Genomic DNA, 11,938 nt, shown 5'->3' on the forward strand with positions numbered 1-11,938 from the left:
AGCTAAATAACCGCTTACTTCTTGGTGAAGAGCTGATCAAGCACGCCGCCTTCGGCAAAATGCTCTTTCTGCAACTTGTCCCAGCCGCCGAAGACATCCTCGACCGTCACGAGACGCACATCGGGATAGATATCCTTATGCTTTTCGATGACCGCCTTGTCATGCACGCGGTTGAAGTTCTGCGCGAGAATCTCCTGACCTTCCGGCGCATAGAGATAGTTCAGATAGGCTTGCGCGATCTTGCGCGAGCCGCGCTTGTCCACCACCTTGTCTACGACCGTGACCGGGAATTCGGCCAAAAGGCTGACTTGCGGAACGACAACGTCGTATTTATCCGCACCGAGCTGCTTTTGCGTGCCACGGGTTTCCGCTTCAAATGTAACAAGCACATCGCCGATACCGCGCTCGGCAAAGGTCGTCGTCGCGCCACGACCGCCCGTGTCGAAAACCGGTACATTCTTGAAGATCTTGCCGACGAATTCACGCACCTTGGCGTCATCGTTGTTGAAGGCTTCCTTCGCATAGGCGGTCGCCGCCAGATAGGTATAGCGCGCATTGCCCGAGGTCTTCGGATTCGGGAAAACCACCTTCACATCGTCGCGGGCCAGATCATCCCAGTTCTTGATGTTTTTCGGGTTGCCCGCACGCACCAGAAACGCCGGAAACGAGTAATAAGGCGACGAATTGTTCGGCAGGCGCTTCTGCCAGTCCGCCGGAATCAGATCGCCCTTGTCGTGCAGAACCTGCACATCGGTCACCTGATTGAAAGTCACCACATCGGCTTCAAGGCCTTCCAGAATGGAGCGGGCCTGCTTGGACGAACCGGCATGCGACTGGTTGACGGTCAGCTCATCACCGGTCTTCGTCTTCCAGTCGGCGATGAACGCCTTGTTGACCTGCTCATAAAGCTCGCGGGCGATATCGTAGGAAACGTTCAGGATTTCCTTCGGCTCTTCAGCCTTGACCGGCGCTGCGCCCAGACCGAGCGCGACAGCCGCATAGAGAAAAATTTTTCGCATTAGACCCATCCCCACCGCCCTGCACCTGCAAAGCGTTCATACAGACGATTGAACTTGGAAAGAAAATCTACCGAAAGGTGATTCAAAATCAACCTAAATCATTGATTTAAATCAATAAACTACTTTCTGCGGAGTCCTTGGAACATGCGCCCAAGCGGCCTAAGCGCGTTAGAAAATTATTCCTTCAAGCGTCAAAAATCAGAAACAGCACAACAAAAAAGCCGGAGACTTTCGCCCCCGGCCCATATTTTATTCTGCGTAAAATCTTACCAGAAACCGCGATGCTGCCAGCACCACAGAAAATTATGCTCACTGCGCTCCAACCGGCTGCGCCGACGCGCTGCGATTTCTTCAGCGCTCAATTTCATTTCCCGCCATGGCTGCGCCAAAAACGCAGGAATGCCCAAGAAGGCGTTTTTCACTCCGGTGGTCAGCACCTGCAAGTTCTGCATTAAACCAGGCCTCCTATCCGCGTTGTCGCGTCCCCATCTCAAAGCTTCCGACCTTAAAGCACGTCTTCAATCCAGACACGCTTTCGCCGTAACAATGAACGATGGGTTAATTTTGAAGGCTTCCGCGCAGATGTCAATAACCGACTTATTTTATCGGAGTTAACAGAGTGAAATATTTTGCGAGCGACAAGCCGCCGCCCGCAAAATCATACCAGCTTACACCTCGTAGTCATTGACGGGCTTGATATGGACCTTGTCCACATTGCGCCCCTTCATGGCGTCGATCCTGAATTCGAAGCCATCCGCGACGAAGCTTTCACCGCCCAGCGGCAGGTGGCCAAGGTGCCAGAGCACGTAGCCAGCCAGCGTCGTATAGCGGTCGCTGTCATCCACCAGATCGCGCTCCAGAAGACCACTCAGGCGGCGAATATCAACAAAGCCGTCGACGATATAACCGCCCTGCCCGTCCGATTCGGCAACAGATGCTTCCTCGTCTTCATCGGGAAATTCCCCGGCAATCGCTTCCAGCACGTCGGTCGGCGTAACGACGCCTTCGAATGAGCCATGCTCATCGACCACGACGGCAAGCTGCACCGGTGAGACACGCAGCTGCTCCATCACACGCAACACATTGGCGCTTTCGTGTACGACAAGCGGCTGCTTGACGACCTGATCCCAATCGATGGACTTTTTGTCCGTCATGTCGAGCAGCAGATCGCGAACCGAAGCGACGCCGACAAATTCATCGACCTGACGGCGGGCAACAACAACGCGCGAGTGCGAAAGCTTGCGAATCGCTTCATGCAAATCCTCTTCGCTTTCATCGATGTCGAGCCATTCGATTTCATTGCGCGGTGACATGATCGAACGCACCGGGCGATCCGCCAGATCCAGAACGCCACGGATCATTTCCTTTTCTTCCGGAAGGAAGACGTCATTGGCAGCTGTCTGCTGGGCGATCACGTCAACAGTATCGGAAAGCGGATTCTCGCCGCGCCCGCCGCCGAGCAGGCGCAGAACCGCGCCCGCCGTCCGCTCACGCAGATCGTTGGTCGTCACCAGCTTTTCACGATTGCGGCGCGAGACCTGATTGGCCGCTTCGATCAACACCGAGAAGCCGATGGCCGCATAGAGATAGCCCTTCGGAATGTGAAAACCAAAGCCTTCCACCACGAGGCTGAAACCGATCATCATCAGGAAGCCAAGGCAGAGGATAACCACCGTCGGATGCTTGTTGACGAAGTCCATCAGCGGCTTGGAAGCCAGCATCATGACGCCGATTGCGATAATGACGGCGATCATCATCACCGGCAGATGCTGCACCATGCCGACAGCCGTAATCACGCTATCCAGCGAGAACACCGCATCGAGGACGACAATCTGGACAATGACCTGCCAGAACACGGCATGGACGACACGGGAGGTTTTCGCACCATGCGCGCCTTCCAGGCGTTCGTGCAGTTCCATCGTGCCCTTGGCCAGCAGGAACAGACCACCGATCAACATGATGATGTCACGTCCGGAGAACGACATATCCATCACTTCGATCAGCGGTTCGCGCAGCGTCACAATCCACGAAATCGATGCAAGCAGGACAAGGCGCATGAGAAGCGCCAGAGCGAGACCGATGACGCGGGCGCGATTGCGCTGATGCGGGGGCAATTTATCGGCCAGAATGGCGATAAAGACGAGATTGTCGATGCCGAGAACGATCTCAAGCACCACCAATGTCACCAAACCTATCCAGGCATTGGGGTCGGCAATCCAGTCCATGGACCAGTCCATGATATGTCGGCTCCTTTAGAACACAACCCGAAGACTATTTTCGGGCAATATGTGAGTACAAACAAATGTTTAGATCGCTGACCTGAATCAAAAAGACAGCGTCCAAACGGGTCAGAAAAAGCGGAATTCAGAGATACCGGCGCAAACGCTTTCGGGCCGGAACGCAAAATCGCGATCCAGCCGAAAAAATCCACAAGCGGCGGAGAGAGGCTTCAGGCCTATGAAGTGAAAGGTTCCCGCGAGGGAACCGGTACTTCGGTAAGACGAATCGTCAGAACTGTCGTCGGGCATTAAGCGCGATGAACCTTTTATAGGGCGCTGTATCGGCTTTCTCGCCGACCTCGGGCACCAATTGGCATACGAAACATACGGTTGTTGTTCGCAATATATTCAAAAGGCTGGCAGGCAAAAGCTTCGATCCGCTGCCAGCTTCACTCTTATTATGCAGACGATCGCCGGTCAGGCAAGTGCGTCTGCCTCATTCCTATTCGGCGGGCGACACTTGCACCCGACGCGATTTGCGCTCGCGGCGCGGACGCGCCTTGAAGAAACGCACACCGATGACCGTGACGATCAGAGTCAGCACGGTGATTCCGATGGCGAACCAGAACATATGGTCGCCATCCATCTTGGCGAAGATGCCCGCGCCACGTCCAGCCAGCCAGCCGGGCAGGAACATCAGCGGCGCCCAAACCAGTGCCGACAGCACGTTTGCAGTCTGGAAGCGCGTCTGGTCCATCGACATCATGCCCGCGACCATTGGCACCGTGCAGCGAACCGGCCCGAAAAAACGACCGAGGAAGACGGCAGAAAAGCCATAGCGGCGGAACAGCAGGCGCGCACGCGCCACACCGCTGCGATGTTTATTGAGAGGCCATTTGTGAATGATGTTACGGCCCAGCCACCAGCCGAGGAAATAGGAGATGATATCGCCGATTACCGCGCCGATGATGGCGCCGATAATAACCGGCAGCGGCTCGATGATTCCAGCGCCGACAAGGCCGCCAATGGCAATCATTATCGGGGTGGCGGGAATGAACATTCCAATGATCGCGAGAGATTCGCCGAAGGCAATGATACCAACAATAGGTCCGGCCCATGCCCGATGATCGGAAATGAACTGCCCGAGATCGCTGATAATGCTTTCCATGCTTTCCTCAAATGCCGCGAACCGGATCTTGAAGCGGTTTACCCGCCTCGGTTTTCTCCGCAAAGGCTATCCGGTGCATGACGCGCCTTGCTCGAGCTTGTTTTGCTGATCGATCAGCGAAGATTTTTGATCGAGGACTTAATATCCGCTGATCAAGACATTTATATGCTCTAACTTCTCAGACAAGCATCAAAAAATGATGACATGGCTGCGACATTTGAAGCGTTTGCATACGCCCCGATGCCGTAACCTGTTTCGCCTCCCGCGCGGACACATCCGCAAGCACGAATCCAGTATTTCGCGAATATGGAGTCGGCCAGGCGCGCTTACAACGCTGGAAGAGCAAAAAAATGAATCAAAACAAGATTCTTTTTGCATTCGATTCTTCGGGATTCGCTCAAGCAATCGCAACTTTGGCGGATGAATGATCGATATTCCCGGAAAAGGTGCAAAGCCGGATTTTCCAAAACACCGCATTTCCGGGCTTTTGCACAAAGACGCAAGTTTTTTTCGAAATTTTTCTATTGGAGGGTAGACAGCTGGAAAATCGACCGGTATACACCCGCTCACTTCACCGGGGCCGCTGCCTCGGCAAAGCGAGTGGGTGATTAGCTCAGTTGGTAGAGCAGCTGACTCTTAATCAGCGGGTCGTAGGTTCGATCCCTACATCACCCACCATTTTCTCTTTTGAAAACAAACGCTTCCGCTGATTGACACCGTAACGAACGGCGACGAAGTGATCCTGCGATCGCATCAAAATTTCGATTATCTTCCCCTCATAAACCTCATCGTTCATCTGGATATGTCCGCATTCGCTGCAACCTCGTACACCGTGTCGCGAGTACATTACAGTTCATTAAATATAATTAATTGGCCCATTCATATGCGGTTCATCTAAAAAGACACACATTACTCACACGCCAATTGACGGCGCCCTGTAAAGAGTAATGGAGTCAAGCAACCATGAAATATAGAACCGCACTTCTCGCTGTAATCGCATCGACTATGCTTGCTGGTCCTGTACTGGCACAAGAAAGCAGCAACGCGAATACACCAAAGCCAGCAACGGAAGCGGCTGCTACACAGGATAAGGACGTCAAGACCAAGCGCGGGCCAATCGATCTGGAAAAGTTTTCCCGCATGGAAGAGCTCAAGGCCGCCGACACCAATGGCGACGGCACCCTGTCTCGCGATGAAATTGAAGCGCTGGCGCTCAAGCGTTTCGTGAAGCGCGAAGCCGACCGCCTGGAACGTCGTCTCGACGTCAAGGGCGACGGTAACATCACCCTGACGGCCATCGAAAACCAGCGCAAGAAGGAATTCGCCGCGCTGGATCGTAACGAAGACGGCAAGCTCGACCGCAGCGAAATGCGCGCTGCCCATATGGACCGCCGTGGCAAAGGTCCACATGGAGGCCGTCACGGCATGGGACAGCACCATAAGGGCGGCGAAAAAGGCTCCCACGGTCCAATGAAGGGCCAGAATGAAAAGCCGCAGGAATAATTCCTGAAACAAAAGCCCGGGCGCAACGGCCCGGGCTTTTTATTGGTTCGTCTTCGACGATCAGGAGCGGATAACGCCCTTCTTGAAAATGATATTGCCGTAAAGCCGGCGCTCGCCGGTGCGGATCACAGCGAAAGCTTCGGTGGCGCGGGCGTAGAACGCAAAGCGTTCCACCGGATCGACGGCGATCTTGCGCCCCTCGGCCACAGCGATGACCTCTTCAAACTCGCCATAGATGGCTGGCGTCTCGTTCGGCGCCTGCATGACAGCCGCTGGCATGTCGACAAAATCATCGAGCGGCAGAACCGACAACACGGCTTCGGCCATGGCCGTGGCGCTGATGCCCGGAAAATCCAGCACGTGCACGCCGGAAGCCTGCGCCGGGTAGTTTGCGTCCACGATGACGAGATCGTCTCCATGCCCCATATCTGCGAGAATGGAGAGGAGCGAGCCGGTCAGCAACGGATTGATATTTTTCAGCATAGTGTCTGATTCCAGATTGGAGGCGTTTTCGATGCGAAAATCTATTCAAACGGCGGTCCATATGCAAACGCCGGCTGCGATGCAGCCGGCGTTTTTCTCGATGGTTCCGGAGAGATGGCTTACTCGGCCTTGGCTTCGATATTCACCTTGTCGAGCAGCGACAGCGGGTCCTGCGACGCCGCGATCATATCCAGCGCGCCAATGCCCTTCTCCGCCTTCGACGTGACCGTCAGCTCGAAAATATTCGGCTTGGCGAGGAAGTTTGAGAATGCGGTAACCGCGTCCTGTAGCTTCGGCTGATCAGTCGCCAGTTCCTGCAGGAAGGCGGCGGCGATCAGGGAGAAGTTGCTGCGTACTTCGTCCTCCGTCATGCCGTTTTCTTCCCCATAAAGCTTGAGCGCCTTGGCGAGCAGGCCCTTTTCCTCAACCTTCACCTTCACTTCACGCGCCTTGAGGCCAAGAGCGGCAACCTGCGTCATCACCTTGTCGCCCGAGAAGAACTCCTTGGTGAAGCCGCCCATCAGGCCATTGACCGAAACGCGGCCCATGTCCTTGCCGCTGACGGAAATATCCGAAATGACGAGATTCTGGTTCGCTTCATCCCAGTTCATCGCCATGTTGGAGGAGATCGTCACCGTGTCATAGCCAAGCTTGCGCAGGTGATCGTAAATCTGGTCACTGCCATGCGGAACCGGAAGCGTCATATCCTCATAGCTTACGCGAATATCGGACGGGATACCGTTCTGCGGCTTGGTGAGCGCGACTTCGTAATTCTTCATGGAGAATTTTATGCGCTCTGGAACTGCTGGAACCGTTGCTTCTTCAGCAGCTTCCGGCTGCGCCTCTTCGCCTTCGGTCGCAGGCTCTTCCGTGGAATCCTGTGCCGGACCCGCGATATCGACACCCTGATCGTCCGTCGCGGCGGCTGCATCATCGCCCGCCGCATCGACGGTTTCCTGATCGGTCGCATCGTCTGTGGTTTCGTCAGCGCCGGTCACATCATCAACCGCTTCCGGTTCATAAGGCAGATCAGCATCGACACCGGAAACGCGCGTGGTGCCGAATTCAGGCAAAAGCGTTGTAAAGGGGAAGTTTTCGGCCTCTTCATCGCTAAGCGCGGCGAACTTCTTCAAGGCTTCCATAGTCGGTGCCCAGGAAAAGCCCTGCATGGAAACTTCATCGACTTTCATATAGTCGGTGCCGTTGCCGATATTGACGCCCTTCACGGTGGCGTCCACCTTGCTGGTGTCGAACGCAATCGAAATCTGAGCAATGTCGCCCTTGCCCTTGGTGCCGTCGGCGGGCTCGATCTTGAGGCCGAGCATCTCCATGTCGCCCTTGCCAATCATATCGACGATCGACAGCACGCGCAGGAAGAATTCGCGCTGTTCTGCGGGCGTCAGGTCGTCGGGGTTCTTCACCGCCTCGAGTTTCTGAACCGTTTCCAGAAGCGGTTCGGCAGGCATGCGCATGCTGAAACCATTGCTGCGAATTTCGTCGTAGCCGAAGCTCGCTTCGCTGCTTTTCATGACGATATTCTTGGCAGAGAACGGGCCATAAACCGGCTTGGCGTCCTTGTCGTCCGGTCCGGCCTTTTCCGTATAAAGGCGCGTCAGATAAACACCGTCAATGTCCTTGCCTTCCGTCTGGCCGATTGAGCCCTGCATCTGGTCGCGGACTGTTTCGCCGTCCTCTTTGGGCGCGTCGAACGCAAACTCAAAGGTCGTATTTGCGGCGGAAAAACTGGCGACGTGGCCTTGCTGGATGTCATTGAGCTTCACGTCCTTGTAGACGATTTTCTGCTCGTTGCCCGCAATGGTCTGAACCAGATTGATTTCCGGTGCGACGACGCTCTTGGCCGAGAAGCGACCGACGCGCTCCGGCAAGGTCAGCTGGCTGTTGCCAAAGGTTTCGCGCAATGTGGAAATATCAAAGCTCGCATCGTCGATCTTCACATGGGGAATGGAGATCTTGTAATTGGCGACCTGCGTGTTGATGTCGGATGCATCTAGCATACCGGTCAGAAACAGGAATTTCGGACGGCCTTCGATCGAGCCTATGCGCACATCAGAACCGTTCTTGAGCGGCAGCGTCACGTCGCGCAGATGAATGCGCCCAAGGAAATCGGCTTCGACGGAAGCAGCCTTGCCGCCACGCTTTTCCAGTTGTGACGTGATGGTGTTCTGAAGCGTGATCTTGTATCCGGTCAGACCAGCGGCAGCTATCGCGATGACCGCAACGGCGGCCCAAAGCGCCTTGCGTCCACCCTTGCCGGTCCCGTTCTTTGCCTGCTCCACGATATTCGTCCTTTCAGCGCAATTGAAACGGTTGTCGGTGCCCGCCGTCGCAGCCTAAGGATCATGCAACCAAACGGAAAATCATGGTCTACAGAAACACGGCTAAAACAACAGCTTAGAGCACCCTGCCTGAATCAAACAGGCAATAAGGTGCTCTAACTACCTGTAATTGTGCGCGCAAGCAGGAATGGCGATTGCTGCCTGATTTTTCGGCATACTCCCAATAAAACAGGTGGTTTTTCAGTAGATCGCGTTAGAAACGCCACAGTAATGCAACTCAGAGCGGTGCTTGTGGGTGCGGAGAACCATCGTAGGCGCCCCAGATCGACTGATCGAAATTGACGATTGCTCCGGTCATCAGCCCCGATTCTTCCGAAGCCAGGAACGCAATTGCGCGCGCAACTTCCGCAGGATCGATCAAGCGCCCAAAGGGTTGCGCTCTGGCGGCGTCATCGAGCCAGTTGGCAGGCGCACCATGAAATTCGCGCTGGATGCGATCTTCACCGTCCGTCGCCATCCAGCCGATATTCAGGCAGTTGACGCGGATACGGTTGCGCAGCACCGAATAGGCAACATTGCGGGTCAACGTGTCGAGCGCGCCCTTGGAGGCGCAATAAGCGGCGATGAATGGTTGCCCCCCCATCGACGACATAGAGGAAATGTTGACAATCGCGCCCTCCACGCCATCGCGCCGGAAAAGCTTGATGGCCTCCTGAATAAGAAAGAAAGGCGCTCTGGTATTGACAGCAAACAGCCGATCGAAAAGCTCCGGCGAGGTATCCAGTATAGTTCCGCGGTCGGTTAGTCCCGCCGCATTGACCAGAATATCGAGACGTCCGAAAGCCCGGTCAGCCTCGGCTAAAATCTTTCTGCAATCCTCGACATTTTCCAGATCGGCCTGAACGAAGACCGCGCGCGCGTCGATCTTCTCCAGCAGATCGACCTGCGCCCGTCCCTTTTCCACGGACCGTCCGCAGATAACCAGACCGGCGGCGCCACGTTCTGCAAACAGCTTTGCCGTGGCCGCACCCAGCCCTTGTGTACTGCCGGTAATGACAGCAACCTTGCCTTTCAATTGCTCGCTCATCGCAAACTCCGAGACCCGATCAAACCCTGCCGCCCAATTCGGCTGACAGGTCGGACAATTCCTGACCGCCAGCCATCAGGCTCTGCAATTCATCCATATCGACTTCGCTCTTGGTGCGGGTGCCAAGCGTCACACCGCGATTAAGCACGGTGAATTTGTCGCCCACCGCATGGGCATGGCGAACATTGTGCGTGATGAAGATCACACCCAGACCCCGCGCGCGCACCTGATTGATATATTTGAGAACCATCGCGGTCTGGCGAACACCGAGCGCGGAGGTCGGCTCATCGAGGATCAATATCTTCGCCCCGAAATAAACAGCGCGGGCAATGGCCACACATTGTCGTTCGCCACCGGACAGCGTGCCCACGGCCTGCTGTGGATCGCGCACATCGATGCCGATCCGGCGCATTTCCTCACGGGTCACGTCTTCAGCAAACTGCGTGTCGAACCAGCGCAGCGGGCCAACCCCCTTGGTCGGCTCGCGACCCAGAAAGAAGTTCCGCATCACCGACATGAGCGGGATCATCGCCAGATCCTGATAGACGGTCGCGATCCCGTGGTCGAGTGCATCGCGCGGGCTATTGAACGCAACCTGTTTGCCTTCAACAAGGAAGTCACCGCTCGTCGGCTTGTGCACGCCGGACAGCGTCTTGATCAGCGTTGATTTGCCCGCGCCATTGTCGCCCAGCAGGCAATGAACCTGCCCCGGCTCGACGCTCAACGAAACGCCATTCAGTGCAATAACCGGCCCGAAATGTTTGACAAGATTACGGATTTCAATCGTCGGCATCGTCGTTGTCATTGTCATGGCAACCTCCCGGCTCAGCGCTCGCCCGTGGCGCGCTTGCGAATGAAATTATTGAAGAGAACGGCGATCAGCAGCATTCCGCCGAGGAAGACGAGATACCAGTCCTGATCGATCTGCGTGTAGGTCAGGCCGATCAGCACCATGCCGAAAATGATTGCGCCAAAGAAAGCACCAATGGCCGAACCATAACCGCCTGTCAGCAGGCACCCGCCGATGACAGCCGCGATGATCGCTTCAAACTCCTTCTGGAAACCGCGCCGCGCATCGGTCGATCCGGCATCGAGCACGGTGAGAATGGCGACCAGCGCTGCGGCCATGGCCGTGCATATGAAGAGTGTGGTCTTGACGCGGCGCACGGGAACGCCGGAATTTCGCGCCGCCAGCGCATCGCCGCCCGCTGCGAAAATCCAGTTGCCGAAGCGGGTGCGCACCAGAACATAGGTGGCGATCAGCGCCACACCGACAAACCATAGCACCTCGACGGGAACGCCTTTTACGGTCGGTTCGCCATTCGGGAACTTGGCAATCAGGTCGCGCTCGGCCATCCAGGCGAACAGCCCCTGAAACGCATCGCCTGAAAACAAGCCCGCAAGCGCGCTGTTGCCGACTGCTTCCTTGACGCCGCGAAGCTGCGTCGCGCCGCCGGTTGCCCATTTGAGGCCGACAAGCGACAGGCCACGCAGGATAAACAGAAAAGCCAGCGTCACGATGAAGGACGGCAAGCCGCTCCTGATCACGATCTGCGCATTGACCGTTCCGACGAGCGCCGCAAAGACAAGCGTGATAATGATCGCCACTCCAAGCGGCAATTGCCAGACGACAAGCGCCGCAGCAAAAATCAGACCGGCAAACGCCACCATCGAGCCGATGGAAAGGTCGAATTCACCGCCGATCATCAGCAACGCGGCGGCGACCGCGAGAATACCAAGTTGCGATGCAGGCGCCATGAAATTCATGATGCCCGCCGCCGTGAACATTGCCGGGTTGGCCGTAGTCAGGAAGAAAGCCGTGATGAGAATGAGCCCGGAAACCGCACCAAGTTCGGGGCGACTGAGCAGCCGCTGGATCGGACTTGCCGTTTTCAGCCGTTCGTCTCGCTGCTCCGCAATCGTCGCGGGCTTCGGTTCGGACATGGGTTCGCTCATGATTTTCTCCTGAGGCCTCATCGCAGCTGCTTCATGCCCAGCTGTCGAGCTTCGGGTGCAACCACCCGTTCCCGCCCATCGCTATGGGCGGGTCATGGAAAGTGTTTTTAGAACCGGAGGAAATTTTGGCTCTGACGAGCCGAAAATGGTGCGGTTTGAGAACCGGAGCGCAGTGTACTTTTGGGTACATGAGCACCGGAAGCGCA

The 11,938-nt window shown here is 56.0% G+C and carries 10 protein-coding genes and 1 tRNA gene; 2 read left to right on the forward strand and 9 right to left on the reverse strand.

Annotated features, from left to right (window positions below; translation table 11 throughout):
• Positions 1-14 precede the first annotated feature (14 nt).
• The 4 genes from D8666_RS03840 to D8666_RS03855 all read right to left on the reverse strand — a co-directional run bounded on the left by D8666_RS03840 (position 15) and on the right by D8666_RS03855 (position 4,406).
• The gene (locus tag D8666_RS03840) at positions 15-1,019 is read right to left on the reverse strand and encodes a sulfate ABC transporter substrate-binding protein (protein ID WP_109369310.1); all 1,005 of its coding nucleotides are present in this window, start codon (positions 1,017-1,019) and stop codon (positions 15-17) included.
• A gap of 266 nt (positions 1,020-1,285) precedes the next feature.
• Positions 1,286-1,471, reverse strand: a complete 186-nt coding sequence (locus D8666_RS24330; RefSeq protein WP_109369311.1) for a hypothetical protein — start codon at positions 1,469-1,471, stop codon at positions 1,286-1,288.
• 216 nt (positions 1,472-1,687) lie between these two features.
• Entirely contained in the window at positions 1,688-3,256 is a 1,569-nt protein-coding gene (locus D8666_RS03850) for a TerC family protein (RefSeq protein WP_109369312.1), read from the reverse strand.
• A 484-nt stretch (positions 3,257-3,740) separates the two neighbouring features.
• Entirely contained in the window at positions 3,741-4,406 is a 666-nt protein-coding gene (locus tag D8666_RS03855; protein ID WP_109369313.1) for a DedA family protein, read from the reverse strand.
• A 602-nt stretch (positions 4,407-5,008) separates the two neighbouring features.
• Between D8666_RS03855 and D8666_RS03860 the strand changes: the two genes are divergently transcribed.
• Positions 5,009-5,084: transfer RNA gene (locus tag D8666_RS03860), tRNA-Lys, on the forward strand.
• Positions 5,085-5,369: 285 nt separating this feature from the next.
• Positions 5,370-5,909 (forward strand): EF-hand domain-containing protein, encoded by a 540-nt coding sequence (locus tag D8666_RS03865; RefSeq protein WP_109369345.1) that lies wholly within the window; start codon positions 5,370-5,372, stop codon positions 5,907-5,909.
• A gap of 60 nt (positions 5,910-5,969) precedes the next feature.
• Here D8666_RS03865 and D8666_RS03870 read toward each other — a convergent pair whose 3' ends face one another.
• The 5 genes from D8666_RS03870 to D8666_RS03890 form a co-directional block, all read right to left on the reverse strand.
• Positions 5,970-6,392, reverse strand: coding sequence for an RbsD/FucU family protein (locus D8666_RS03870; RefSeq protein WP_121536350.1), 423 nt, complete (start codon positions 6,390-6,392; stop codon positions 5,970-5,972).
• A gap of 119 nt (positions 6,393-6,511) precedes the next feature.
• The gene (locus D8666_RS03875) at positions 6,512-8,689 is read right to left on the reverse strand and encodes an aq_1923 C-terminal domain (RefSeq protein ID WP_109369347.1); all 2,178 of its coding nucleotides are present in this window, start codon (positions 8,687-8,689) and stop codon (positions 6,512-6,514) included.
• A 277-nt stretch (positions 8,690-8,966) separates the two neighbouring features.
• Positions 8,967-9,776, reverse strand: coding sequence for an SDR family oxidoreductase (locus D8666_RS03880; RefSeq protein WP_109369348.1), 810 nt, complete (start codon positions 9,774-9,776; stop codon positions 8,967-8,969).
• 19 nt (positions 9,777-9,795) lie between these two features.
• Positions 9,796-10,581 carry an ATP-binding cassette domain-containing protein gene (locus D8666_RS03885; RefSeq protein ID WP_371830792.1) on the reverse strand — a complete coding sequence of 262 codons (786 nt, stop codon included), beginning with the start codon at positions 10,579-10,581 and terminating at the stop codon, positions 9,796-9,798.
• A 20-nt stretch (positions 10,582-10,601) separates the two neighbouring features.
• On the reverse strand, positions 10,602-11,732 hold the full coding sequence (locus D8666_RS03890; RefSeq protein WP_109369350.1) for an ABC transporter permease: 1,131 nt from the start codon (positions 11,730-11,732) through the stop codon (positions 10,602-10,604).
• Positions 11,733-11,938 lie beyond the last annotated feature (206 nt).

Origin of the sequence: Ochrobactrum soli, from assembly GCF_003664555.1 — a bacterium.
Classification (GTDB): domain Bacteria; phylum Pseudomonadota; class Alphaproteobacteria; order Rhizobiales; family Rhizobiaceae; genus Brucella; species Brucella teleogrylli.

Bases quoted from the DNA above. Each gene is read 5' to 3' on its own strand.
- D8666_RS03840 (WP_109369310.1), bottom strand. From the start codon at position 1,019: ATGCGAAAAATTTTTCTCTATGCGGCTGTCGCGCTCGGTCTGGGCGCA.
- D8666_RS24330 (WP_109369311.1), bottom strand. From the start codon at position 1,471: ATGCAGAACTTGCAGGTGCTGACCACCGGAGTGAAAAACGCCTTCTTG.
- D8666_RS03850 (WP_109369312.1), bottom strand. From the start codon at position 3,256: ATGGACTGGTCCATGGACTGGATTGCCGACCCCAATGCCTGGATAGGT.
- D8666_RS03865 (WP_109369345.1), top strand. From the start codon at position 5,370: ATGAAATATAGAACCGCACTTCTCGCTGTAATCGCATCGACTATGCTT.
- D8666_RS03870 (WP_121536350.1), bottom strand. From the start codon at position 6,392: ATGCTGAAAAATATCAATCCGTTGCTGACCGGCTCGCTCCTCTCCATT.
- D8666_RS03890 (WP_109369350.1), bottom strand. From the start codon at position 11,732: ATGAGCGAACCCATGTCCGAACCGAAGCCCGCGACGATTGCGGAGCAG.
- D8666_RS03880 (WP_109369348.1), bottom strand. From the start codon at position 9,776: ATGAGCGAGCAATTGAAAGGCAAGGTTGCTGTCATTACCGGCAGTACA.
- D8666_RS03855 (WP_109369313.1), bottom strand. From the start codon at position 4,406: ATGGAAAGCATTATCAGCGATCTCGGGCAGTTCATTTCCGATCATCGG.
- D8666_RS03885 (WP_371830792.1), bottom strand. From the start codon at position 10,581: ATGACAACGACGATGCCGACGATTGAAATCCGTAATCTTGTCAAACAT.